The sequence below is a fragment of the Janthinobacterium sp. 1_2014MBL_MicDiv genome (assembly GCF_001865675.1).
In the GTDB taxonomy this organism is placed as follows: Bacteria; Pseudomonadota; Gammaproteobacteria; order Burkholderiales; family Burkholderiaceae_D; genus Janthinobacterium.
In genome coordinates, this window is sequence record NZ_CP011319.1 from 1843071 (window position 1) to 1868280 (window position 25210).

A 25210-nucleotide genomic window follows, 5' to 3' on the forward strand; every position below is an offset into this window, starting at 1 on the left:
GCCATGCTGGAAGTCGAACAACTGAACCAATATTATGGCTCCTCGCACACTTTGCGCGGTGTCAATCTCACGGCGCGCCAGGGCCAATGCCTGGCCTTGCTGGGCAGGAATGGCGTGGGCAAGACGACGCTCCTGAAATGCCTGATGGGCGTGTTGCCCGTGGCGCAGGGCAAGGTGATATTCAATGGCCGCGACATCACGCGGCTGGCGCCGCATGCGCGCGCCAGGCTGGGCATCGCCTACGTGCCGCAGGGGCGCGACATCTTTGCGCGACTGACGGTCGAGGAAAACCTGCTGATGGGCATGGCGGCCAGGAAGGGCAGGCAGGCTTCGCGCATCGATCCGCACGTGTATGAACTGTTTCCGGTATTAAAAGAGATGCTGCAGCGGCGCGGCGGCGACCTGTCCGGCGGGCAACAGCAGCAACTGGCCATCGCGCGCGCCTTGCTGGCCGAGCCGCAATTGATCATCTTCGACGAGCCGACGGAAGGCATTCAGCCCTCCGTCATCAAGGATATCGGCCGCGTGATCGCGCTGCTGAAACAGCGTGGCGACATGGCCATCGTGCTGTGCGAACAGTATTTCGATTTCGCCCGTGAACTGGCTGACGAGTTTATCGTACTCTCGCGCGGCAGTGTCGTCGCCAGCGGCACGGCGGCGCAGATGGCGGGCGACGAGGTGAAGCGGCACCTGGCCGTGTGAGGTCAGACGAGCTGGAACCAGCCCAGCACGGCGCCGGCCGCCAGCAGCCACAGCAAATGCATCTTCGTGCGCCAGATGAGGATGCCCGCGACGATGGACAGGCTCCACAGGGGCCAGTCGGTGGCCAGGGTATGGTTGGCGCCGCCCAGTATCATGCCGGTGGAAATGAGCAGGGCGACGACGATGGGCGCCATGCCTTGCTTGAAGGCGCGCACGGGGCGCAGGTCGCGGTTGCGGTAGGCCCAGCGGGCCGCCACGTAGGTGAGGGTGGTGCTGGGCAACATGATGCCGACCATGGTCACGAATACGCCGAAATAGGCGGCCGCGTAGCTGCCCGCGTTCATGCCCACGTTCCAGCCCATCAGGGCGACGAACAGTACGTTGGGGCCCGGTGCGGCCTGGGCGATGGCGATCGACTCATTGAACTGGACCTGCGTCAGCCAGCCGTGCTGTTCGACGAGGAAGCGGTGCATTTCCGCCGTGGTGGAAATGGCGCCGCCGATCGACATCATGGACAGCATCAGATAGTGGCCGAACAGGTTCAGCCAGTCCGCCGTGCTCAACACCAGTTGCACGGGCGGGTTCATGGCGACAGCTTGCGGTAGGTCAAACAGCAGCCGATGCCACCGAGCCCCAGCAGGATGTACAGCAGGGGCCAGCGCAGCACGGCCACCATCAGCACGCCCAGCCCGGCGAGGGGCAAGGTCAGCCACAGGGGCAGCGGGTGCTTGCCCAGCGCGGCAGCCAGTTTCACGCCCGTGGCGGCGATCATGCCGGCCGAGACGGCGGCCATGCCGCGCAAGGCGCCCGCCACCTGCGGGTTGGCGCCGAGGCGCGTGTACAGCACGCCGAGCACGAGCACGATGACGAGCGGCACGGCCAGCATGCCGGCCATGGCCGTGAGCGCGCCTTTCAAGCCGAAATAGCGCCCACCCACCATCAATGACAGGTTGATCACGTTCGGGCCGGGCATGATTTGCGCCACGGCCCAGTCCTCGAGGAATTCCTCCTGCGTCAGCCAGCGCTTGCGTTCCACCATCTCGCGCTGGATCACGGCCAGCACGCCGCCGAAACCCTGCAGGGCCAGCCAGGTGAACGAGAAAAACAGGTCGGCAAGCGAGGCGGGCTGCGGGCGGGGGAGGTCGGACGGGGCGGGGGAGGGCGAGGACATGGCTGATTATCACCGTGGCCGAGCGCGCTTGTCCATCGCTTTCAGGAAGGACTGTGGCGGCAGGAAAAAAACCGTGGCTCATGTTCGCCTGCCATTGACATCGAGAATTTATCGGCAATACTTTATCGGCAATACTGCCGCTGTCCATGTCCGTACGGGCGCCGGGCTTCCACCCGCTGCGCCTTTCCCGCCCCCATGTCCCCCTTCGCAGGAGTTGTCTACCATGCTTAATTCCCAAGAAACGCTGCATATGCCCGACAAGACAGTGGCGCGCCATGCCAGGGTCGACCAGAAGATGTGCGATATCGTCAACCTGGGTATCGCCGTGCAGGCTGCCTTCAGCACCTTGTGCGCTCTGGAATACCTGAAGTCATACAATATCGACCCTGTACTGATCGAGCGCGTGCTGCTGCATCCGGAGCAGCGGCGCCAGACCGTGCATTGAGTATCTGTGCAGCAACTGTGTTGCCGGTAGCGCCGACCCCGGCGTTATCGAATTGATCATTACGGCTCAGTTATGCACAAATGATGGGTTGGCGAAATTGCCGAAATAATTTTCATGTGATTATGTGTGAGTTTCTAAGTGTTTGATTTTATTCTGTTTTATTTTTGCTGTTTGATTGAGCAGTTTATTGAAAGCCGCACTGGCTGCGGCTTTGAGGGCTGTCAATAGGCGCTTATCCACAAAGATATCCACAGTCCGTGTGGATATCTGAAAAAGCGCTTAACAATCCGCCACTTAGGATATTGAGGCAAATCAGCGTGCGCGATTTGCCGCCGCGAGCGGGGAAAAGCGGCCGTGGACAAGGGCTGTATGCCTATCCAGTGCTCTTGTTTTTTGACTAAAAGTAGCGCGCGCCGCCTACGGCTTGCCGCCGGATGGCAAGGCGGCCTGGTCGCCGCGCCGGGCCAGGGCCGCGGCCAGGTCGCTCACCTGCTGCTGCGCTTCGCGCAGCGTGGCGTAGGTGCGCAGCGAAGCGATCACGGTGGTAAACAGCTTGCGCGTCGTTAAGTCGGTCTTGCACCAGAAATCGTTGATGTCGTAGTCGATGATGATGCGGTGTTCGAGTGCCTGGCCGGGCTGGCCCGTGCGCAGGATGATGCGCACGGCGCTGTTGTGCAACTCCTCGCGGATCTGGCGCGCCACTTGCAGGCCGGCATCCTGGGTTTCCATGATGACGTCGAGCAGCACGACGGCGATGTCGGGCGTGCCGCGCAGCACGGTGAGCGCCTCGGCGCCCGAATACGCGTGCAGAAAACTCAGCCTGCGCCCCTGGAAGCTGGCCTGGCTCAGGGCGAACTTGGTCACCACGTGCACGTCGACATCGTCGTCGACGATCAGCACGCGCCAGGGCGGGGCGCTGGCCGCTTCGGGCGCGGTGTCGCTGTGCAGCGGCTCGTCCACCAACCAGTCCGGTTCGCCTGCCGTCTTGCTGTCGCTATCCATATCCATGCATTTATCCAACGTTGATCGTGCCCGCCTACTCCACACTATGCCAGTCCGCGGGGTTTGTCAAAACAATGCTGTTCAGGCAAGCTCGTGCCAGCCGCTGCCCGCCTTCGCGGCAAAAATATATTTTCATGGTGGCAAAGAAACTTTGATCAAGCGCAAAAACCTGACTGCAAGTCATTGATTTCATTGGGGTAAAAAAATGCCTGTGAAATCAGCAAATTGTTGAAACCCGCATCAATACTGGCGTTGCGGCTTGTCAAGAGGGGCTTATCAACAACTTTATCCACAGTTGCTGTGGATATCTAAAAAAGCCGTGCAAAAACCGGGGCTTAGGGGCCGATGGCGAGCCTGCTTCACGCGGCCTGGCCAGACGCTGTCAGCGCGGCAAACGCATGCAGGAAGCGTTGCTTGGCTTCGGCCGGTCCCATGGCTTCGATTATACCGGGCAAGGGGGCGATGCCGTCAAGGTAGGCCCAGCGTTCGGCCGAGTGGGGCATCAGGTCGCGCTTTTCCGTGGCCAGCGCGATCAGGTCGGCCCGCTTGATGGGCGCGTAATCGGAGAAATCCAGGCCGTAGGTGGCGGCGATGATGGCGCTGACCTTGTCTTCCAGCGCGGCAAATTCCGGCAGCAGCACCTTCAGCGGCTTGACCATGTCGCCCAGGTAGGCTTCGGCCGCGTCGTGCAGCAGGGCGGCCAGGCGCAGCGGTGGCGGCACGAGGCTGGCAACGATCAGGCTGTGCTGGGCCACGGAATAAAACACTTGCGTCTGGCCATTGAAGCGGCACTGGTAGGCGAGGCCGTGGGCGATATCCTCGATGGCAACCTTGTCGATATGCGGGCGCAAGGGATAAAAACGGTTGCCGGAAAAGGTGGAAACGTAGTCGGTGGTAATCATTGCTGGATCGCTTAGCCTGCTGTGCATGGATGATCCATCGTACACCGGATGACGGCGATCCGCCTTCCCGCAGGGCGCCGCCAGCCGCTTCTGCGAAGCCTATGCATGTTGGCATTTCCTTTAATTAATTTCATATCATTCATTGATATTTCTCAAATACACTATGAGAATCTTGTTTGTCTGAAACTTACATTAGGGGCAGAGCAATGGCGGCGATACCTTCGGCAAGACCTTCGTACATCTATCAGGGCGGCTCGGTGATGATGCATTCGCCGCTGCAGTTGAAGCAGTCGGAAATGTTCGGTTATTTCGTCAAGGGCGAGCTGGCGAAGCTGCAGGCCACCGTCAATACCACCTTGAACCAGGTGGCGGGCCAGCGCATGACCCTGAAAGCCCTGTCGCCGTATGTGATGCTGACCTTTACGCGCGTCAACCATGCGGACTCGGCCAATCCCGTCGACCAGGCCAAGGGCTGGATCACGGAAGTCGACATCGTCACCTGGATCATGGTGGGACAGATGGATGCGGCGGGTAAGCTGGCGCACATCTACTGGTACCCGTGCCATATTTTCGTGGATGACGCCATGGCCCTGATCAACGGGCGCGAACTGTTCGGCTATCCGAAATACCTGTGCGACTACGAGATTCCCGCGGCCGGCAGCGAGCCGCTGCGCTGTTCCGTGGCCGCCAAGGGTTTCCAGCATTTTTCGCCGGAAACGAAGCTGGCCCTGCACCCGCTGCTGGAAGTCAACGCCACCGTGCAGACGGGGCCGCACAAGAGCGTCAACAGTTTCCTCGAGCTCATCGAGCAGGCTTTCCAGCTCTTCCTGTCCATTCCCGACTTCTTTGACATGGATCAAGCCGGCTGGGCCGATATTCTGTCGCTGTTGCGCAACCCCCGCATCGACCAGATCTTCCTCAAGCAGTTTCCCGACAGCGCGGGCGTGAAGGCCGTGTACCAGGCCCTGGTGGCCGCGCCGGCCGAGGTCAACCGTCTGCACAGTGCGCGCCTGCTCGGCTATGAATACGAATGCACGGTGCACGCGTTCGACAGCTTCCCGCTGGACCAGACCCTGGGCCTGAAGCTGGGGCCGCAGGCGGCGATCCTGCCGTTCAACGTGAACTTCGACTTCACGGCCATGCCGGGCGAGGAGCTGGTCGACAATTCGAGCATCGCGCCGGAAAAGATCGCCATCCTCGGCGGCGGCGTGGCGGCCATGACCACCGCGTATTATCTGACGAACCAGCCGGGCTGGCAAAACCAGCACGACATCACCGTCTACCAGCTGGGCTGGCGCCTGGGCGGCAAGGGCGCCAGCGGGCGCAATGCGCAAGTGGGCCAGCGCATCGAGGAGCATGGCCTGCACATCTGGTTCGGCTTTTATGCGAACGCCTTCAAGATGATCAAGGAAGCGTATGCCAGCCTGGAGCGCCCGCCCGGCGCGCCGCTGGCCACCTGGCGCGACGCCTTCAAGCAGCACGATTACGTGGCCCTGTCGGAAGACGTCAAGGGGCAGTGGCGCAACTGGTCCATCGTCTTTCCCACCCTGCCGGGCGAGCCGGGCGAGGGCGGCGAGGACATCACCCTGTGGCAGATGGCCATCGCCATGGTGGGCTGGATCGAGCAGTGGATACGCCAGATCCGGCAGGTGGCGGACGCGGACGCGCGCATCGTCCGTGCCAGCGCCTCGCAGGGCGAGGGCGTGTGGCCGGGCTGGCTGCGCCGCCTGGCCGACGAAGTGGTGGGGCAGGCCGACGAGCTGGGGCTGGACGTGGGCCTGTCCGTGGGCGCCCTGGCGGCGCTGGTGGCCGACCTGGCGCCCGATTCCGCGCGCCACGACCAGGCCCGCCACCAGCTGCTGGCCAGCACCCTGAACGGCATCCGCGCCTGGCTGCGCCTGCGCTACCGCGCGCTGATCGACGGCGACGACGAATTGCGCCGCCTGTTCATTTGCCTGGACCTGGGCATCACGGTGATGAAGGGCATGTTCGAGGATGGCGTGTTCAAGAACGGCTTCGACGTCATCAACGACATCGATTTCCGCGACTGGCTGCGCAAGCATGGCGGCGACGAGCAGTTCAGCGTCAATTCGGCGCCCGTGCGCGGCTTCTACGACCTGGTCTTCGCCTACGAGGGCGGCGACTTTGCAAAGCCGAACATCGAGGCGGGTACCTTGCTGCGGGCGATGGCGCGCATCGGCCTGGCCTACAAGGGCGGCATCATGTTCAAGATGCAGGCCGGCATGGGCGACACGATCTTCACGCCGCTGTACGAGGTGCTGGAAAAGCGCGGCGTGAAATTCAAGTTCTTCCAGCGCGTCGAGGAACTGGTGCCGGGCGCGGGCGACATCGACAGCATCCGCATCACCGAGCAGGCGCAGTTGCGCGACCCGGCCGCCGGCTATGCGCCGCTGGTCGACGTGAAAGGCCTGGCTTGCTGGCCCAGCGCACCCGATTACGCCCAGCTCGACCCGGCGCAGGCGGCCCTGCTGCAGGAGCAGGAGGTCAACCTGGAGTCGTACTGGAGCGACTGGCCGCAGAAGTACCAGCAGGCGTTCGGCCGCGCGCTGCCCGCCACGGTATTGAAGAAGGGCGTCGATTTCGACAAGGTGGTGTTCGGCATCTCGATCGGTTCGCTGCCGGCCCTGTGCCCGCAGCTGCTGGCGCAAAGCCCGGCCTTGAAGCTGAGCGTCGAGAAGGTGAAGACGGTGGCCACGCAGGCGTACCAGGTATGGCTGAACAAGAACCTGGCGCAGATGGGCTGGACCACGCAGCCGAAGGGCCAGCAGCCGGTGCTGTCGGCCTTTACGGAACCCTACGACACGTGGGCCCCGATGGACCAGTTGCTGGCGCATGAAGACTGGCCGGCGGGGCTGGCGCCGAAGAATGTGTCCTACTTTTGCAGCGCCTTCCCCGTCGACAGCTATCCGCCCGTGACGGATACGGGTTTCCCGGCGCGCTGCGCCGAGCGGGCGAAACAGGGCGCGCTGCACCAGCTGGAGCGCGACATCGGCGCGCTGTGGCCCGAGGCGGGCGGACCCGGCGGCTTTCCCTGGCAGTGGCTGGTCGATGCGAAGGCGGGCACGGGACCGGCCCGCTTCGACAGCCAGTACTGGCGCGCGAACGTCGATCCGTCCGAGCGCTACGTGATGTCGGTGGTGAACAGCACGCAGTACCGGCTGGCCACCGACCAGTCGGGCTTCAGCAACCTGTTCCTGACGGGCGACTGGATCAGGACCGGCATCAACGCGGGCTGCGTGGAGGCGGCCGTGATGGCGGGCATGCAGACGTCGCGCGCCATGAGCGGGTATCCGGCCGTGATCCAGGGCGAGACGGATTTCTAGGCTTGCTATGATGGCGTTTCATTGTCCCCTGCGCGAGGATGTCCATGCGACGCCTGCTATTGCTGTGCCTGATCTGTATCAACCTGCATGCCGGCGCCGCGCCGCCCGGCGCGATCGTGCTGTGGCCGGGCGCGCCGCCTGGCGGCGCGGCGGCGGGCCCGCAGCGCGACAGCGCCAGGGGTTCCATCACGCAGGTGAGCCAGCCCTATCTGATCGCGCACCGCCCGGCGCGGCCGAATGGCCTGGCCATCCTGCTGGTCAGCGGCGGCGGCTATGCGCATATCGAGGCGGGCAAGGAAAGCGGCCCGGCCGCCGCCTGGCTGCAGGCGCAGGGTGTCACGGCGTTTGAACTCGTGTACCGGCTGCCGCAGGAGGGCGGCGGGACGGCCGCGCCATTCCAGGATGCGCAGCGCGCCATGCGTTTGATACGCTCGCGCGCCGCCGAGTGGAGCCTCGACCCGGCGCGCATCGGCATCCTCGGCTTTTCCGCCGGCGCGCACCTGGCCGGCATGACGGCGGCCACGCCGGACGCCAGCCTGTATGCGCCCGTCGATGCGCAAGATGCGGCGTCGGCGCGGCCCGTCTTTGCCGTATTGCTGTATCCGGTGCTGACCATGCAGCCGCCGTTCGACACGACGCACGCGAAGAAGCAGTTGCTGGGCGCCCATCCCGCGCAGGGCGCGCGCGACGCGCTGTCGGTGGAGCGGCAGGTCGATGCGCGCACGCCGCCCGTGTTCCTGGCGCAGGCGCTGGACGACCCCATCGCCGCACCCGACAACAGCCTGCTGATGGCCGCCGCCCTGCGCCGCGCCGGCGTGCCCGTCGAGCTGCACCTGTTCCAGCACGGCGGCCATGGCTGGGGACTGGGCAAGCCGGGCAGCGAGCCGGCCGCCTGGCCGCCCTTGCTGCTGGCGTGGCTGCGGGCGAACGGCTGGCTCGATTAGCCGGCGGCGACCCTGCCTGGCTGGTCGCCCAGGTCGCGCCGCGCCTCGGCCAGCGCCGCTTCGATATGCGGCAGGAATTGCTCCACGTTGTCGAGCTGGCCGTTCGATGCCAGCGTTTCCATCTGGTGGCACAGGCCGTGCAGGGTGGGGCGGCTCAGGTAGCCGGCGCTGCCCTTCAAGGCGTGGAAGGCGGCCGCCGCCGCGCTGGCGTTGCCGTTGCGCACGGCGTGGCAGGCCAGGTCCAGGCGCCGCGGCGCCTCCACCAGGAAGGCTTGCGCGATGCGCTGCAAGTGCTGCGGCGACAGGCCTGCCAGCGGCAGGATATGCACGGGCGCCGTCATGGGATCGGCGGGCGCCGGCGCGTCTGCCTTGGCGCCGGCGTCGGCGCCGTCCAGGCCGAACTGGCGCGCCAGCATGTCGTCGTCGACGGGCAGGGCGGGCGGCAGCGCCTGGCCGCGCGCCAGCAGCAGGTCGATGACGGTGTCGATTTTTTCAAACAGCAGCGCTTCGTCGACCGGCTTGCTGAGGAAGTCGTCCATGCCGGCCTCCAGGTAGCGTTGCCGGTCATGTTCGCTGGCGTTGGCCGTCAGCGCGATGATGGGGATGTGCGCGTCGGGAATCGGGAAACTGGCATTGCCGCCGTCGCGGATCAGGCGCGCGGCCTGCTCGCCATCCATCAGCGGCATGCGGCCATCCATCAGCACGCAATCGTAGGTGCCCGTGCCCAGCGCCTGCAGCGCCTGCTCGCCGTTTTCCACGATGGTCACGGCATGTCCCATGGCCTCGAGCAAGGTACCGATGATGATCTGGTTGGTGCGCACATCCTCGGCGCACAGGATGCGCAGGCGGCAGGCGTGGTGCGCATGGCGCGGCGCCAGGCGGGCGTCGGCCGCCGGCGCGCTGCCCTCCTGCAGCGGCAGCGTGAAATGGAAGCGCGAGCCGATGCCGACGCGGCTTTCCACGCCGATGCTGCCCTGCATCAGTTCGACCAGCTCCTTGCAGATGGCCAGGCCGAGGCCCGTGCCGCCGTAGCGGCGCGTGGTGGAGTGGTCGGCTTGCTCGAATTTCTGAAACAGGCGCGGCAAGGTGTCGGCGTCGATGCCGGGGCCCGTGTCGCTGATGATGAATTCGATCTCGCTGCGGCCATCGCGGCGCGGCGGCGTGCGGGCGCGCCGCACTTCCAGCAGCACCTCGCCATTCGCCGTGAACTTCAGCGCATTGCCCAGCAGGTTGATGAGGATCTGGCGCAAACGGGTGGGGTCGGCGCGCACATAGCGGGGCAGGTCCAGCGCCAGTTCGCGGCGCAGCAGCAGGCTCTTGGCGTCGGCCTGGCCCTGCACGATGCCGGCCGCGTCGCCGATCAGGGCCAGCAAGTCGAAGTCCAGCGTTTCCAGGGTCAGCTTGCCGGCGTCGATCTTCGAGAAATCGAGGATGTCATTGAGGATGGTCAGCAGCGACTCGCCATTGTGCAGGCCGATGCGCAGGTATTCCTGTGTGCGCCCGCGGATGGACTGGTCGCGCAGGGCGAATTTCAGCATGCCGATGACGCCGGCCAGCGGCGTGCGGATGTCGTGGCTCATGGCCGACAGGAAATCGATGCGGTGACGGCTGACCACTTCCGCATGTTCCTTGGCCGTCAGCAGGGCGTCGTTGCTGAGGGTGAGCGCCAGCGTGCGTTCGCGCACGCGCTGCTCGAGGTTGTTGCGCAGCAGGCGGATCTGGTCGGCCAGGGCAAAGGCCAGCAGCAGGCCGTCGAGGGTGCCGCCGAGCAGGGTCACCAGCTGGGCGTTGGCCACCATGGCCGGCATCAGGCCCAGGTTGGCCGGCAGGATCAGAAAGCCGGGCAGCATCAGGGCGACGAAGGCGAGCACGAAGAAGCGCGCCGGCTGGTAGCCGCGGCACCAGACGACGATGCCGCAGGTGAGCGCCAGCAGCATCCAGATGGTGATGACGATGGTGGCCAGCGTGTGCGCATATTGCAGGGCGAAGAAACAGCTGGGCAGCAGCAGCAGGGGCAGCACCAGGTTGACCTTGCTGATGCGGTCGAGCAGCGGCGAGTATTCGCGCAGGCGCAGGAAATGTGTGTAGAACAGGGTGCTGAAGACGGGCAGCAGGAAGAAGGGCACGTAATGCAGCTGCAGCATGTGCCAGTCGAACAGGTCGGCGAAGACGTGGAAGGTCATGGCCCAGGCCAGGCCATACGTGAGCACGTACAGCGCGTAGTATGCCGAGGCCTTTTCCAGCGTGATGGAAAAGATGAAGAAATTGAACAGGCCCAGCGCCAGCAGGGCGCCGATCGAGGCCACCATCAGGAAGTTTTCCTTGCCCACCAGCTTGCGGTAATCCGCTTGCGTCCGCACGCCGAACATGGGCGCGCGCGCATAGTAGGGACTGGAAAAATGGATCAGGACGGCGTAGGTGGCGCCCGGATCCAGCTGCACGTTCTTGCCGTAATGCAGCAAATATTCGTGCGGGCGCTGGTAGCCCGTCAGCAGGGTCTGCGGCGGGCTGTGCGGACCGGGGCCATACACATGGATGTCGACCAGGTCGATCAGGGTGTCGTTCGGGTCGATGACCCAGGCGCTCTGGGCGCTGTCGTTGTGCACCTGCGCGACCAGCCAGTAGGCGCCGCCGAACAGGTCGACGCCGGTGGCCGGACGCTGGCGCGCCAGCCAGGCGGGCAGGGCGGCCGCATCGGCGGGCGCCACATCGTCGCTGGCGAGAAACAGCTGGCCGCCGCTGCCCAGGTGATGGATGCCTTGCGGCGTCAGGGCCAGCGGCGCGGCCTGGCCGGCGCCGCCCAGGATCAGCAGGCCCAACATGAGCAGCCAGCGCCATAGCCAGGCGCTGATGCGGGAATGGGAAGCGCTGTGGCTGGATGGTGGCGGGTGGGCTGGCATCGGTCGGTGTGGTGATGGTCGCGCGGGATAGGCGGCAAAGCCCTGTGCTCATGGAGTGCCCATTTTAATCGACTCTCGGTGATGCACGCGCAATTTCATGTCGTGCAAGCATCTTTCCGATGGCTGCGGCGGCGGGCTCCGGTATCATGTCGCCTTTTGCCTGCGAGTCATTATGCTCAGTCCCGACCAGTTCCTGGCCTTCCTGGCCGCCGCCGTCCTCATCACCGCCAGTCCAGGCCCCGACAACCTGATGGTGCTGGGCGTGGGCATGTCGCGCGGGCGGCGCCAGGGCATGGCGTTCGGCCTCGGCTGCGCCCTCGGTTGCCTTACGCATACCGTGCTGGCGACCATCGGCGTGTCGGCCCTGCTGGCCGCTTCGCCCACGGCGTTTACGGCGCTGAAAGTGGCTGGCGGCCTGTACCTGGTGTGGCTCGGTATCGGCGCCCTGCGCAGCCGTGGCGGCGCGCACGTCGATGGCGCGGCCGCGCTGCCGGACGAGTCGCTGCTGCGCCTGTTCGGCAAGGGCCTGTTCGCCAACAGTATCAATCCGAAAGTCGTGCTGTTCTTCCTGTCGTTCCTGCCGCAATTCATCGTCACGGGGCAGGGCAGCGCCAGCTGGCAGACGGCGCAGCTGGGCCTCGTGTTTACGGCCCAGGCTTGCGTGCTGTTCGGTTTGCTCGGCTATTTCTCCGGCGCCGTCGGCACGTGGCTGAACCGCCGCCCGCGCGCCGGCCTGTGGCTCGACCGCGTGGCCGGCACCATCTTCATCGCCCTGGGACTGCGCCTGATCCTGGCCCGCTAGGGCCGGCGGCGGCCGCATCGTCCGTGGCGGTGATGCGGAACGCCAGTTCCATCTGGTCCTGCACGGCCATGGCGCCGCCCAGGATGGCGAACGGCACGATGCCGAAATCGCTCTGTTTCAACAGCAGGCTGCCGCTGGCCTGCAGCCGGCGTCCGTCGGCCGCCTCCGTGATTTGCACCGGCACCCGCACGCTGCGCGTCACGCCATGCAGGGTGATGTCGGCGTCGAGCACCTCGCTGCCGCTCTCGCGCCGCGCCTCGACACGCACCCATGGATAGCGCTCGGCGTCGAGCACGCGCGCCAGCATGTTGTGCCGCGTGCCGGCGATGGCGTCGGCCGACGGCATCGTCGTCAAGCCTGCCGCCTGGCGCAATTCCTCTTCATCCACGCTCATCTCGTCCAGCCTGAACTGGAATTGCGCGCGTCCCAGCGCGGGCGCCACCGTGCCCTGCAAGGTGCGGCTGGCCACCACGTGGTCGTGCCCGAGCCGCGCCAGCGCGCCGCCACGCCGCACGGTGATGGTCAGCAGCGATTCTTGCGGCGCGAGGTACAGCATGCGTACGCCCGATTGCTGCCAGGAAGGGAGGGGCGCGGCCGGCGCGGGCGGGCCGGGGAGCTGGGCGGCGGGCGGCGGCGCAAATGGCGAACAGGCTGCCAGCAGCAAGGCGCAGGCGCCGGCCAGCAGCGCGCGGCGACGAATCGGGGGCAGTAACGGAAATTCCTGGCAAGGCATGGGCAGAGACCGGTATTGGCGCTAGGTTGGCGCAAGGCGCGATGAGGCGATAGTAAGCGATCCGGCCTGCCACGGGAAAGTCCTGCGTGCATGCGCGCACTGCCGCGTGGCGCTGCGGCAAGCGCAATGCGCCGCGCGGCATGGGCAGTACATGCGGCGTTGGCATGGCCGCCATGGCGAAAATGAAACGGCATGACGGATTAACTGCCGGCCATGCCTGAATTGAAATGGAGATTATTGAAAATAATTATTATTAATTAACAATAATAATTTCTTTGAAAAAACAAGCTATGTATTTGATAGTTTCTCATCATTAGGTAAATGATAAGTTAAATATTATGTCGAGCTGGCCAGTATGAAGTAGAAAAAGAATGGCGTCAGCACTACACGGTTAATTCGATCAATGTGTTGTGAAATATCAACGAAATAATTTAATTTCCTTATTGAAAACAAAAAAATCACTGTTGACGTACGCTTGAACTGTTACTTGGTCATATGATCATGACAATTAAATGTCATTTTTATATGCATCTTTGTCTTGCAGAGATAGATTTTTTAGCGAACAACATGATAAAAACACCACAGGAAACGGCAGGCCATTCCGGCCGCCATACAGTCTCTTCATCGGCCGCGCGCATCGCCCGGGCGTTCGCCGCGATTGGGCGCCGCGTCCGCCGTTCGCCGTCTCCTGCGTCTCCTGTTGCGCCGCTGCTGGCGCTGGCCGCCGCGCTGCTGGGCGCCGCCGCGCCCGCCACTGCGCAGGTGTTGTGGGAGGACTACCGCGGCATCGAGCGGGTGCCGGCCAATCCGGCCACGCCCAATTACAACAACGGTTTCAACGCGGGCAGCACGGGCCGCCTGGCCAGCCTGATGGCGCTGGCCGCCAATCCTGGCGTCAACGCGGCCCGCACGGGGTCTTCGCCGCAGCTGGACTGGGCCAACGGCACGGCCGCCAATCCAGCGCAGTTGTGCAACCTCGATACGCAGCAGACGTCGGCGTCCTGCCGGGCCTGGATCATGGGCCGTGCCATGTACACCCTGGTGGTGTTTCCGCAGGCGGGCAATTACAAATTCAGCGTCGCGCACGACGATGACGTGAAAGTCGATTTTTCGACCCAGTATTCGACCAATTACCGCAATACCGTGTACAACGTGGCCGTGGGCAGCGTGGCCGAATATTCGAATAATGAAACGGATTTCCAGAATCTGGCCGGTAATTTCAATAGCGCCACGCCGGGCGGCTGTTATCTGGCCCGCGTGCTGTGGAATAACGTGGGCGGCATCAATTACCTGCACATGCGCTGGACGCGTCCCGACAATGTGACGGAAATTATCCCCGCGGCGCAATTGCGCGATCCCAGCCTGGCCAGTTCGTATGCCAGCTGCACCAACAGCAAGACCGACCTGGCCGTCGGCAAGGTGGGCCCGGCGCAGTTCTCCGTCGGCAAGCCATTGAGCTATACCATGAAGGTGTGGAACCGCGGCCCGGCCCTCAGCACGGGCGCCACTTTCAGCGACGTGCTGCCCGCCAGCTTGAGCAACGTCAGCTGGACGTGCGCCGCCAGCGGCAGCGCTTCCTGCGGCACGAAAACGTCGGGCTCGGGCAGCAACAACGTCAGCATCACCATGGGCAACCTGCCCCTGAATGCGGCCGTCAGCGATCCCACCACGGGTTCCTACCTTACGGTGACGATCACGGCCACGCCGGGCGACGCCGCCAGCATCGTGAATACGGCCAATGTGACCGTCTCGCCCAACGAAACGGACACGGACCTGAGCAACAACAGCAGCAGCACCACGGCCACGGTCAAAACGAATACCTTGACGGTGGTCAAGGCGCTGGCGCCCACCGGCGACAGCGGCCTGTTCATCATGAATGCCAACGGCACGGCTGGCGTGCAGGGTGGCAATGGCGCCACGGCCAGCGCCGTCGTGCGCGTGGGCAATCTCGTGACGTTCGCGGAAAGCGCGGGCACGGCCACCATCCTGGCGCAGTACCAGAGCAGCTACAGCTGCGTGCGCACGGATACGGCCGCCGTCATCGGCGCCGGCGCGGCCACCACGGGCAACTTCACCATGCCCGAAGCGCCCGTCACCTGCACCATCAGCAACCGGCGCCTGCAGGCGGACATGCAAGCCGTCACCACGGTGCCCGCCGGCCCCTACAATGCCGGGTCCCCCGTGACGGTCACGGGCGTGTGCACGAATAACGGTCCCGACAACCCGGCCGCGCCCACCTGCGTGATGAGCGGCTTGCCGGCCGGCGCCACCGCCACCTGCAGCGCGCCCGTGTCGCCGTTCATTCCCGGTTCGCGCATCAATTGCAGCGCGACCTTCAATCTGCCCGCCAGCGGCAGCCTGACGATCACGACGACGGCCGGTTCGACGACGCTCGATCCGATTCCCGCAAATAACGTCGACAGCGACACGCTGGGCATCGTCAGCCCGCTCGTGCGCGTGCAAAAGAGCGTCGACAGGACCAGCGCCTACGTGGGCGAGACCGTGCAGTGGACTGTGACGGCCAGCAATACCGGCACGGGCGCCACGACGGCCGCGCTGACCCTGACCGACACCCTGCCGGCCAACCTGGCCAGCATCGTCGTCACGCCCACGGCGCCCGTCACCTGCGCGCCGCTGGCCGGCAACACCCTCGTTTGCAGCGTGCCGGCCGGCCTGGCGCCTGGCGCCAGCGCCCAGGTCGGCATCAGCGCCGCGCCGACGGTCGCCGGCAGTTTCGTCAACAGCGTGACGCCGTCGGGCGGCAATGGCGCCAGCTGCGTCACGCCCGGCGCCTGCCAGACCACCACCACCGTGCAAAAGCCGCTGGTCGACGTGACCACCACCTTGAACGGCTTTCCCGGTTCGACGAATGCCGGCGACGCCATCAACGGCAGCGTCACCTACCGCAACGTGGGGCCAGGCACGGCCGAGAACCTGACGTACACGCTGCAATTGCCGCCAGGGTTGACGGGCGTCTCCGTCGGCGGCGTGACGGGCGTGTACAACGCGGGCACGGGCTTCATCGTCCTCTCGGGCCTGCCCCCGAACCTGGCGGCAGGGCAGGGCGTGACCTTTAGCCTCAGCTACACGCAACCGGCCTCGAACAGCTCCTTCGTCACCAGCGTGATCGCCACCACTTCGGTCGAGGTGGCCAACGACTTGCCGAATATGGCCACCGTCATGGTACCGGGGCCGAACGTGCGCGTCACCAAGGTGGCCGACAAGCTGACGGCCAACGTGGGCGAGAACATCACGTGGACGATCACGGCCAGCAATACGGGCAATATCGCCAACCAGGGCGTGGTTGCCCTGGCCGATCTGTTGCCGCCCAACCTGGTGGTGACGAACGTGGTGGCCGCGCCGGGCGTGACGTGCCCGCCGCTGGCCAGCTGGGTGGCGTCGAGCACCCAGACCTGCACCGTGGCCGCCGGCCAGCTGGCGGCCATCAACGGCAGCCGCAGCGTCACCATCACGGCGCATGCGACGGCGGGCGGCAGCCTGGCCAACCGCATCATGCCGAGCGGGACAGACAATCCGGCCTGCGCCACGGCCGAAAATTGCAGCACGGTGACCAGCATCACCAGCCCGAAAGTGGCCGTGCAGAAGAGCGTCGACCATGCCACGATCAATATCGGCGCCACCCTGACCTGGAGCGTCACGGCGACCAATAGCGGCGACGGCGTCAGCACGGCGCCCATCACCCTGACCGATACGCTGCCGGCCAACCTGACGGGCATAAACGTGGCGCTGGTCGGCAGCGCCACCTGCGCCGCACCGGTGGGCAATATCCTCACGTGCACGGTGCCGGCCGGCCTGGCCGCGAACGGCGGCGTCGCCGGTTTCACCGTCACGGGCCAGCCTGCCGTGGCGGGTACCTACGCCAACAGCGTCGTGCCTTCGGGCGCCGACAACCCTGCCTGCGCCACGCCAGCCGCCTGCGCCACCACCAGCACGGTGACCAGTCCCAGCGTGGCCGTGACGAAAGGCGTCGACAGGACCACCGTCAATCTGGGCGATACCATCACCTGGACCCTGAAAGCCATCAACAGCGGCAGCGGCCCGACGAATGGTCCGATCACGCTGACCGATACCTTGCCGGCAAACGTGGGCGCGCTGCAGATCCTGCCCGTGGCGCCCGCCAGTTGCGGCGTGCCCGCCGGCACCACGCTGACCTGCACCGTGCCCCCTGGCCTGGCCAGCGGCATGCAGGCGACGGTGATCATCAAGGCTGTGGCGAATGCGTCCGGCACGGTGGCCAACAGCCTCGTGCCGGGCGGCGTCGACAATCCTGCCTGCGCCACGCCGGGCGATTGCCAGACGACGACCACCGTCACCAGCCCGAACGTGACGGTGAAGAAGACCGTCGACAAGGCCAGCGTCAACGTGGGCGACACGATCACGTGGACCTTGACGGTGAGTAATAGCGGCACGGGCGCCAGCACGGGCCTCGTCACGCTGGCCGACACCTTGCCGGCCGGCCTGGCGAATGTCGTCGTCAGCCCGCAGGCACCCGCCAGCTGCGCGCCAGTGGCGGGCCAGAACCTGACCTGCAGCGTGCCGGCCGGCCTGGCTCCCGGCGCCTCGGCGAAGGTCATCGTCAGCGCCACGGCCACGCTGGCCGGCTCCGCCGTCAACAGCGTGCTGCCGTCCGGTCCCGACAATCCAGCCTGCGTGCTGCCCGGCGATTGCGGCACCACCACGACGGTGGTCAAGCTGCTCGTCGACGTCACCACCACCCTGAACAATTTCCCGCCGAATACCCTGGCGGGCGACACGATCTCCGGCACCGTCACCTACGCCAACGTGGGACCGGGCCCGGCCGAAGGCGTGAGCTACACCCTGCAGCTGACGCCGGGCCTGAGCAACGTCACCCTGACGGGCGCCGTCGGCAGCTACAATCCCGCCACGGGCGTCGTCACCCTCAGCGGCTTGCCCGTGACCCTGGCGAATGGCCAGAGCACCAGCTTTAACGTCAGCTACACGCAGCCGGCCGACAACCTGTCGATGGTGACGTCGACCATCGCCACCACGTCCGTGGAAGTGGCGAACCACTTGCCGAACACGGCCACGGCAACCGTGCCCGGCCCCATCATCCGCGTGACCAAACTGGCCGACAAGTCCACGGCCAACGTGGGCGAGACGATCACGTGGACCATCACGGCGACGAATACGGGCAGCCTGGCCAACCTGGGCGTGGTGACCCTGACCGACATCCTGCCCGCCAACGTGGCCGTGCTGTCCGTCGCGCCGGGCGCGGGCGTCAGCTGTCCGCCGCTGGCCAGCTGGCTGGCCAACAGCGCCCAGGCATGTACCGTCGCGGCAGGCCAGCTGGCTGCCGTGAATGGCAGCCGCAGCATCGTCATCACGGCCAGGGGCACGGCCGGTGGCAGCCTGGGCAACAAGGTCTTGCCGAGCGGGCCAGACAATCCCGCCTGCGCCCAGGCCGCTTCCTGCCAGACCACCACCACCATCCTCAGCCCGCAAGTGGCCGTGCATAAGACTGTCGACAAGAGCAATATCAACGTGGGCGACGCGCTGACGTGGACGCTCGCCGTGGCCAATACGGGCACGGGTGCGACCATGGGCGTGCTCACCCTGACCGATACCTTGCCGGCCAACCTGACCCTGTGGCAAGTGCTGCCCGCGTCGCCCGCCACGTGCGCGGTGCCCAGCGGCAATCAGCTTGTCTGTTCCATTCCTGCCGGCATGGCGGCGGGTGCCACGCTGAATATCGTCGTCAAGGGCGTGGCCAATGCGGCCGGCGCCTACGTCAATACCGTCGTGCCGAGCGGCCCCGACAATCCCGTCTGCCCGCAACCCGGCGATTGCAGCACGACCAGCACGGCCGTGAAGCTGCTGGTCGACGTTACCACCACCCTGAACGGCTTCCCCGGCAGCACGCATGCGGGCGACACGATTACCGGCACGGTCAATTTCAGCAATATCGGCCCCGGTCCCGCCGAAGGCGTGACGTACAGCCTGCAGCTGGCGCCCGGCCTGACCGGCGTCAACATCAGCGGCGTGGCGGGCAGCTACAACGCGGGTTCCGGCCTGGTGACCTTCAGCGGCGTGCCGGCCACCCTGGCGCTGGGGCAGGGCTTCAGCTTCCAGCTCAGCTATATCCAGCCGGCCAGCAACCTGTCGACCGTGGTCAGCCGCATCGCCACGACATCGACGGAAGTGCCGAACGACCAGCCGAACGTGGCCACCGTCACCATGCCGGGCTCCATCATCCGCGTCAGCAAGACGGCCAACAAGGCCGTGGCAAATGTCGGCGAGGAAATTATCTGGACGATTACGGCCAGCAACACGGGCAGCCTGGCCAACCAGGGCGCCGTCATCTTGACGGACTTGCTGCCAGCCAATATCGTCGTGACGAATGTGGCGCCCGACAGCGGCGTCACGTGTCCGCCGCTGGCCAGCTGGGTGGCCAACAGCAGCCAGAGCTGCAGCGTGGCCATCGGCCAGCTGGCGGCAGGCAATGGCCAGCGCCAGATCGTGCTGACCGGCAAGGCCAGTGCGGGCGGCACCCTGGCCAACCAGGTCATGCCGAGCGGCCCGGACAATCCAGCCTGCTTCCAGGCCAACAGCTGCCAGACGCAGACCACCATCACCAGCCCCAGCCTGGCGCTGAGCAAGAGCGTCGACAAGCTGGCCTTGAACATCGGCGACAGCCTGACGTGGACGGTCACCCTGGCCAACAGCGGCACGGGCGCCAGCACGGCCGTCGCCACCATCACCGACACCTTGCCGGCCGGCCTGGCGAATATCGTCGTCACGCCCGCCGCGCCCGTCACCTGCGCGCCGCTGGCTGGCAATGTGCTCACGTGCAGCGTGCCGGCCGGCCTGGCCGGCGGCGCCAATGCCACGCTGCAAGTGACGGCGCGCGCCGTCGTCGCAGGCAGCCTCGTCAATGGCGTCAGCGCCAGCGGCACGGATAACCCGGCCTGCCTGCAGGCGGGCGACTGCAGCACCACCAGCACCGTCAGTTCGCCCTTGCTGAACGCCAGCAAGAGCGTCGACAAGACGGCGGCCAATGTGGGCGATACCCTGACGTGGACCTTGACCTTGCGCAATACCGGCACGGGACCGAGCACGGCCATCGCCACCCTGAGCGATACCCTGCCTGCGGGCCTGGCGAATGTGCTGGTCACGCCGACGGCGCCCGTCACCTGCGCCGCGCCGGCGGGCAGTGTCGTCAGCTGCAGCGTGCCGGCCGGCCTGGCCGCCGGCGCCAGCGCCACCGTCAAGCTGAGCGCCACGGCCACCGTGTCGGGCAGCCTCGTCAATGCGCTCGTGCCGGGCGGAGCGGACAACCCCGTCTGCGCCGTCCCCGGCGATTGCCAGACCACCACGGTGGTGTCGAAACTGCTGGTCGATGTGACCACCACCCTCAACGGGTTCCCTGCCAGCAGCAATGCGGGCGACGCCATCCGTGGCGTGGTGACGTTTGCCAACGTGGGGCCGGGCGTGGCGGAAACGGTGACCTACAGCCTGCAACTGGAAGCGGGCTTGAGCGGCGTCTCCGTCAGCCCCGTCAGCGGCGCGCCCGGCATCAGCGGCGTCTACAACAGCGGCACGGGCCTGTATGTGCTGAGCGGCTTGCCGGCCACCCTGATCAGCGGGCAAAGCGCCAGCTTCAACCTGTTCTACACCCAGCCGGCCAGCAACAGTTCGCGCATCACCAGCGTGGTGGGCACCAGTTCCACGGAAATCGCCAACGACTTGCCGAACACGGCGACGACGAACTTGCCTGGCCCCGTGATCCGCGCCAGCAAGACGGTCGACAAGGTGAACGCGGCCGTGGGCGATATCCTGACCTGGACCATAACGGCGACGAATACGGGCAACTTGCCGAATCAAAACCCGGTCGTCGTCAGCGATGTGCTGCCGGCCAATATCGTCGTGCTCAGCGTGACGCCCGATGCGGGCGTGAGCTGCCCGCCGGCCGCCAACTGGACGGCGGGCAGCGTGCAGGCCTGCACGATTGCGGTAGGTCAATTAGCGGCCACGAATGGCAGCCGCAAGGTCGTCATCACGGGCCGGGGTTCATTGGGCGGCAACCTGTCGAACCGTGTCGTGCCCAGCGGTGGCGACAATCCCGCCTGCGATACGGCCAGCGCCTGCCAGGCCACGACGACGCTGGTTGCGCCGCAGGTGACGGTGCGCAAGAGCGTCGACAAGAGCAATGTCAGCGTGGGCGACTTGCTGACCTGGACCATTACCGCCAGCAATGGCGGCACGGGCGCGACCAAGTCCGCCATCGTGCTGACCGATAACCTGCCAGCCGGGGTCAGCGGCGTGCAAGTGCTGTCGACGCAACTGGCCACTTGCGCGCCCGTGGCCGGCAATATCGTCACGTGCAGCGTGACGGCCGGCCTGGCGCCGGGCGGACAGGCGCAAGTGGTGCTGCGCGCCACGGCCAGCGTGGCCGGCGTGCTGCAGAACACGGTGTTGCCAAGCGGCCCGGACAATCCTGTCTGCGTGCAGCCGGCGGACTGCACCACCAGCACCACGGCCATCAAGCTGCTGGTCGACGTGACGACCACCCTGAACGGTTTTCCCGGCATCACCAGCGCCGGCGACCAGATCAACGGCATCGTCAGCTACAGCAATGTGGGTCCAGGCACGGCCGAGAACGTGACATACAGCCTGAAACTGGCGCAGGGCCTGATGGGCGTGACCCTGAGCGGCGCGGCCGGCAGCTATGACGCCGTCAGCGGCATGCTGACGGTGACGGGCTTGCCAACGACGCTGGCGCCCGGCGAGCTGCACAGCTTTGGCCTGTCGTATATCCAGCCGGCCAGCAATGTCTCGACCATCGTCAGCATCATCGCCACCAGCTCGACGGAAGTGCAGTACGACTTGCCGAACACGGCCACGGTGACCATGCCTGGCCCCGTGATTCGCGTCAGCAAGACGGCCAATCTCGGCAGCGCCAACGTGGGCGACAGCATCATCTGGACGATTACCGCCGTCAACAGCGGCGGCGTGGCCAACCAGGGCGTGGTGACCCTGGCGGATATCCTGCCGCCGAACCTGACGGTGCTGGCGGTCAGTGCCGATGCCGGCGTGACGTGCCCGCCGCTGGCGAGCTGGGTGGCGAACAGCGTGCAAAGCTGCAGCATTGCCGCAGGTCAATTGGCTATCGGCAATGGCACGCGCAGCGTGCGCGTGACGGCCACGGGCTTGCTGGAAGGAACGCTGTCGAACCGCGTCATGCCTAGCGGATCCGATAATCCAGCCTGCGCGCAGGCGAGCAATTGCGAGTCCAGCATCGTGCTGACGGGACCCAAGGTGGCGGTGCGCAAAAGCGTCAACCGCGCGGCGGCGAACGTGGGCGACACCGTCGTGTGGACCATCACGGCCAGCAACACGGGCAGCGGTCCCACGCGTGCGGCGATGACCCTGGTCGACACCTTGCCGCCCGGTTTGACGAATGTGCAAGTGACGCCGCTGCGCGCCACCTGCGCACCAGTGGCCGGTAATGTGCTCAATTGCAGCGTGCAGGCCGGCCTGATCGGCAATGGCGGCGAGGCCAGCGTGGAAGTGTCGGCCACCGTCACCCAGGCCGGCACGGCGCTCAACCGCGTCGTGCCGTCGGGTCCCGATGCGCCGCTGTGCCTGGCGCCGGCCGATTGCCAGACCAGCACCAATGTCACCAGTCCCAGCGTGATGGTGAAGAAAGTGGCGGACAAGGCCAATGCCAGCATCGGCGATACCGTCAGCTGGACGATTACCGCCACCAACGGCGGCAGCGGTGCCACCACGGCGGCCATCACCCTGACGGACGACCTGGCCGCCAGTCTGGCCGAGATCGTCGTCACGCCCGCCGCGCCCACCACTTGCGCGCCGCTGGCGGCGAACAAGCTGGTGTGCACGGTGCCGGCCGGCCTGGCGCCCAATGCCGTGGCCGCCGTCACGGTGAGCGCGAAAGTGGCCGCCAGCGGCACACTGAGCAATACCATCGTGCCGACCGGCACGGATCTGCCGCGTTGCGCGCAAGCAGCCGACTGCACGGCCGTCACGGAAGTGGCCAATCCCGCCGTCGGCGCGGCGCTGGGCGTGGGCAAGGTGACCCAGCTGTCGGCCAAGGTCTTCAGCGTGCCGTACACGGTGGTGCTCAGGAACGTGGGCAAGGGCGCGGCGCAGAATGTGCAGGCGCTCGACAGCCTGCGCGCCGCCTTCCCCGAACCGGTGACGTGCCGCATCGCCACGCCACCTGCTGCGCCCGCCATTGGCGGCAGCAGGCAGCTGGCCGTCAACCCCGGCTTCGGCGGCGGTTGCGGCGGCAGCGACCTGCGTCTGCTCAGCGGCGACGCGGCCCTGGGCGAGGGCGAGTTCAGCGTCATCACCTTCACCGTGGAAATCACGGTGCAGGATGTGACCTTGCCGCAGTACAACAACAGCGTGTTTGCCAGCGCACTGGCTGGCAATGTCGCCAATGCGGGCGGCAGCATCAGCGTGCCGCCGGCTCCGGCCGCCGGCGTCATCGCCGCCAATCCCGTCTATACTCCGCCCGTGGGCAGCCTCGTGTTTGACGCCTCCAACAATGGCGGCAGCCATGCGGGCGTGGTGGCGACGGCGGCCGAAGTGGCCGCGCTGGTGGAAAAAGTCGACCCCAACCGCAACGGCAACGCTTCGGACACCGTCGGCGGCGTCGCTTTCACGGGCGAAGACACGCCCACGCCCGTGGTCTTGCTGCGGCAGGTGGTGGACGTCATCAAGGCGGTGTCGGCGCAACAGCAGGTCGACGCCAGCAAGTTCGAGATCAGCTACACCGTGCAGGCGGCCAACCGCTATCCTGCCGGTTACCCGACCTCGACCATGGTGCAGGTGGCGGAAAACCTGAAGGCGGTCTTCCCCACGGCCACCAGCGTCACCTTCAAGCCGGGCAGCCTGGCTGTCACGGCCCGGCCCGCCAGTGCCACGGCCTGCGTCGCGAATGCCGACTTCAACGGCGCCACCGTCTATGGCTTGTTGAACGGCAAGGGTGACTTGCAGCCGCAGGAAAGCTGCAACATCGTCTTCACGGTGCTGGTCGACTTTGGCAGCGTGGCGGCGATTCCCACCGTGCCGCAGCTGAACCAGGTATATGCGAGCACCATGCTGGGCACGGAAACGGGTGGCCGCAATATCGGCCACAGCTATAGCGGCACGGACGGCGGCAACACGCCGGTGGCGCCTGTCAGCGTGCTGGCCCTGGCCAGCTCGGCCGACACCTTGCTGCTGCCGGCCACGCCAGGCGCCACGCCGCCGAGCTTTACGCCCGTGGTGTTCAATACGACGGACAAGCCGATGTTGTTGATCAGCAAGAGCGTCAACAAGACCCAGGCCGAGATCGGCGACAGCCTGCAATACACGATCGAGGTGAAGAACACGGGCGTGGCGACGGCGTTCGGCGTCAGCGTGCTCGATAAGCTGCCGGCTGGCTTCCGCTACATCGACGGCACCACCACGCGCAACAATGTGGTGCAGCCCGACCCGGGCGGCAAGCCGGGTCCGCACCTGAGCTTCAAGCTCGAGTCGCTGGCGCCGAACGCCAGCGCCAGCTTCCGCTACCGCCTGCGCGTGGGCGTCGGCTCGCTGCAGGGCGACGGCATCAACCGCGCCCAGGCATCGACCACCAACGGCCCGCCCTCGAACGAGGCGCGCGCGAAAGTCAAGGTGACGGGCGGCGTGTTCACGACGGATGCATGCATCGCCGGCAAGGTGTTTGTCGATTGCAACAACAATCACGTGCAGGACGCCGAGGAGCTGGGCATTCCGGGCGTGCGCCTGTACATGGAAGATGGCACGAACTTCACCACGGATGTGGAAGGCAAGTACAGCTATTGCGGCATCACGCCGAACAGCCATGTCATCAAGGTCGATGGCGCAACGCTGCCGCGCGCCAGCCGCATGATGGAAGCGTCGAACCGCAACCTGGGCGACCCGCACAGCCTGTTCCTCGATACCAAGAATGGCGAGCTGCTGCGCGCCGACTTCATCGAGGGCTCGTGCTCGAATCCCGTGCTCGAGCAAGTCAAGGCGCGCCGCGCGCAGGGCGAGGTGCGCAGCGTGGAAAGGGAGGGCGGCAAGGGAGGAGGGGGTCTGAGTTTCAGCAGCCAGCCCGCCGCCGCCCCGGCGCAGGCGACGGACAGCGCGAACCAGCCCGTCGTCGCGCCGCGCGCCCCCGCCGCCACGCCAGCCACGGGAGGCAGCCATGCGCCATAAGCATCTTTCCCATCACTTGCCGCTTGCCAATGCTGCTAAAGAGAAACAG

Annotated in this window: 12 protein-coding genes; 6 read left to right on the plus strand and 6 right to left on the minus strand. The window is 66.0% G+C overall.

Features of this window, described 5'->3' with window-relative positions:
* Window positions 1-3 precede the first annotated feature (3 nt).
* A complete protein-coding gene (gene urtE, locus YQ44_RS08240; protein WP_071322958.1) occupies window positions 4-702 on the plus strand; it encodes an urea ABC transporter ATP-binding subunit UrtE in 699 nt (232 codons plus the stop codon).
* A 2-nt stretch (window positions 703-704) separates the two neighbouring features.
* On the opposite strand, the gene YQ44_RS08245 is transcribed toward urtE, so the two are convergent.
* Together YQ44_RS08245 and YQ44_RS08250 are read right to left on the minus strand one after the other, a co-directional pair.
* Window positions 705-1289, minus strand: coding sequence for a chromate transporter (locus tag YQ44_RS08245; protein ID WP_071322959.1), 585 nt, complete (start codon window positions 1287-1289; stop codon window positions 705-707).
* On the minus strand, window positions 1286-1873 hold the full coding sequence (locus YQ44_RS08250; RefSeq protein WP_071322960.1) for a chromate transporter: 588 nt from the start codon (window positions 1871-1873) through the stop codon (window positions 1286-1288). The genes YQ44_RS08245 and YQ44_RS08250 overlap by 4 nt, the downstream gene beginning before the upstream one ends.
* A 223-nt stretch (window positions 1874-2096) precedes the next feature.
* Between YQ44_RS08250 and YQ44_RS08255 the strand changes: the two genes are divergently transcribed.
* Window positions 2097-2318, plus strand: coding sequence for a hypothetical protein (locus YQ44_RS08255; RefSeq protein WP_071322961.1), 222 nt, complete (start codon window positions 2097-2099; stop codon window positions 2316-2318).
* Window positions 2319-2735: 417 nt separating this feature from the next.
* On the opposite strand, the gene YQ44_RS08260 is transcribed toward YQ44_RS08255, so the two are convergent.
* The gene (locus tag YQ44_RS08260; protein ID WP_232251165.1) at window positions 2736-3326 is read right to left on the minus strand and encodes a response regulator; all 591 of its coding nucleotides are present in this window, start codon (window positions 3324-3326) and stop codon (window positions 2736-2738) included.
* Window positions 3327-3679: 353 nt separating this feature from the next.
* A complete protein-coding gene (locus YQ44_RS08265) occupies window positions 3680-4222 on the minus strand; it encodes a phosphohydrolase (RefSeq protein WP_071322962.1) in 543 nt (180 codons plus the stop codon).
* Window positions 4223-4482: 260 nt separating this feature from the next.
* On the opposite strand from YQ44_RS08265, the gene YQ44_RS08270 reads away from it, so the two are divergent.
* Both YQ44_RS08270 and YQ44_RS08275 read left to right on the plus strand, forming a co-directional pair.
* The gene (locus tag YQ44_RS08270) at window positions 4483-7566 is read left to right on the plus strand and encodes an NAD(P)-binding protein (protein ID WP_083411701.1); all 3084 of its coding nucleotides are present in this window, start codon (window positions 4483-4485) and stop codon (window positions 7564-7566) included.
* Window positions 7567-7610: 44 nt separating this feature from the next.
* The gene (locus YQ44_RS08275) at window positions 7611-8510 is read left to right on the plus strand and encodes an alpha/beta hydrolase (protein WP_442905899.1); all 900 of its coding nucleotides are present in this window, start codon (window positions 7611-7613) and stop codon (window positions 8508-8510) included.
* On the opposite strand, the gene YQ44_RS08280 is transcribed toward YQ44_RS08275, so the two are convergent.
* On the minus strand, window positions 8507-11332 hold the full coding sequence (locus tag YQ44_RS08280; RefSeq protein WP_071322965.1) for a hybrid sensor histidine kinase/response regulator: 2826 nt from the start codon (window positions 11330-11332) through the stop codon (window positions 8507-8509). The two genes, YQ44_RS08275 and YQ44_RS08280, sit on opposite strands and share 4 nt — an antisense overlap.
* A gap of 250 nt (window positions 11333-11582) precedes the next feature.
* Here YQ44_RS08280 and YQ44_RS08285 point away from each other — a divergent pair, with 250 nt between their 5' ends.
* Window positions 11583-12212 carry a LysE family translocator gene (locus YQ44_RS08285; RefSeq protein WP_198043890.1) on the plus strand — a complete coding sequence of 210 codons (630 nt, stop codon included), beginning with the start codon at window positions 11583-11585 and terminating at the stop codon, window positions 12210-12212.
* Here YQ44_RS08285 and YQ44_RS08290 read toward each other — a convergent pair.
* Entirely contained in the window at window positions 12175-12945 is a 771-nt protein-coding gene (locus YQ44_RS08290) for a YceI family protein (protein WP_232251173.1), read from the minus strand. The genes YQ44_RS08285 and YQ44_RS08290 overlap by 38 nt on opposite strands.
* Before the next feature lie 567 nt (window positions 12946-13512).
* Here YQ44_RS08290 and YQ44_RS28745 point away from each other — a divergent pair.
* Window positions 13513-25161 (plus strand): DUF11 domain-containing protein, encoded by an 11649-nt coding sequence (locus YQ44_RS28745; RefSeq protein ID WP_071322966.1) that lies wholly within the window; start codon window positions 13513-13515, stop codon window positions 25159-25161.
* The last annotated feature ends 49 nt before the right edge of the window (window positions 25162-25210 follow it).

Excerpts from the sequence above, each read along its gene's own strand:
- urtE (WP_071322958.1), top strand. The coding sequence starts at position 4 with ATGCTGGAAGTCGAACAACTGAACCAATATTATGGCTCCTCGCACACT.
- YQ44_RS08245 (WP_071322959.1), bottom strand. The coding sequence starts at position 1,289 with ATGAACCCGCCCGTGCAACTGGTGTTGAGCACGGCGGACTGGCTGAAC.
- YQ44_RS08250 (WP_071322960.1), bottom strand. The coding sequence starts at position 1,873 with ATGTCCTCGCCCTCCCCCGCCCCGTCCGACCTCCCCCGCCCGCAGCCC.
- YQ44_RS08255 (WP_071322961.1), top strand. The coding sequence starts at position 2,097 with ATGCTTAATTCCCAAGAAACGCTGCATATGCCCGACAAGACAGTGGCG.
- YQ44_RS08260 (WP_232251165.1), bottom strand. The coding sequence starts at position 3,326 with ATGGATATGGATAGCGACAGCAAGACGGCAGGCGAACCGGACTGGTTG.
- YQ44_RS08265 (WP_071322962.1), bottom strand. The coding sequence starts at position 4,222 with ATGATTACCACCGACTACGTTTCCACCTTTTCCGGCAACCGTTTTTAT.
- YQ44_RS08270 (WP_083411701.1), top strand. The coding sequence starts at position 4,483 with ATGATGCATTCGCCGCTGCAGTTGAAGCAGTCGGAAATGTTCGGTTAT.
- YQ44_RS08275 (WP_442905899.1), top strand. The coding sequence starts at position 7,611 with ATGCGACGCCTGCTATTGCTGTGCCTGATCTGTATCAACCTGCATGCC.
- YQ44_RS08280 (WP_071322965.1), bottom strand. The coding sequence starts at position 11,332 with ATGTTGGGCCTGCTGATCCTGGGCGGCGCCGGCCAGGCCGCGCCGCTG.
- YQ44_RS08285 (WP_198043890.1), top strand. The coding sequence starts at position 11,583 with ATGCTCAGTCCCGACCAGTTCCTGGCCTTCCTGGCCGCCGCCGTCCTC.
- YQ44_RS08290 (WP_232251173.1), bottom strand. The coding sequence starts at position 12,945 with ATGCCTTGCCAGGAATTTCCGTTACTGCCCCCGATTCGTCGCCGCGCG.
- YQ44_RS28745 (WP_071322966.1), top strand. The coding sequence starts at position 13,513 with ATGATAAAAACACCACAGGAAACGGCAGGCCATTCCGGCCGCCATACA.